A 455-nucleotide genomic window follows, 5' to 3' on the forward strand; every position below is an offset into this window, starting at 1 on the left:
ATCACTGGCTGTGTGGCCTGCATAACGCAGCCATTGCTTAGTGACTTTGTAAGAGTTCTGCGCCAGCACGGTGCCAGGTGCGCCGCCGGTGTCCACCAGCTGGTAAGCAATCTGGTAGCTACCATCCGGGTTCGGCGTGACCTGACCCACGACAACCGCATCAATACCTAATGCGCTCCATGCGGCAGGTTGAACTTCCTGCGCGCTGGCGGGCTGCTGTGGCAGACGTGAACGATCCAGCGGATTGAATTTACCGCTGTTGCGCAAGTCAGCCGCGACGATGCCGCCAATGTCTTCTGGTGCCGCGCCTGGGCCAGCCCATTTGAACGGCACCACACCAATTGGACGTGCGGTGTTCACGCCCTGCGTAATTTCAATGCGCACTTCTGCGTGCAGCATCGCTGCCCACAGCAGTACAAAAAAACCTAAGGTTACACGAAGTGCCTGCTTCATCT

Annotated in this window: 1 protein-coding gene; it reads right to left on the bottom strand. The window is 57.8% G+C overall.

Annotation, left to right across the window (positions count from 1 at the left end; genetic code table 11):
* A partial coding sequence (locus D7X12_RS41935) for a hypothetical protein (RefSeq protein ID WP_500683250.1) occupies positions 1-455 on the bottom strand: 455 nt, incomplete at both ends.

It is taken from the genome of Corallococcus sicarius, assembly GCF_003611735.1.
Classification (GTDB): Bacteria; Myxococcota; Myxococcia; order Myxococcales; family Myxococcaceae; genus Corallococcus; species Corallococcus sicarius.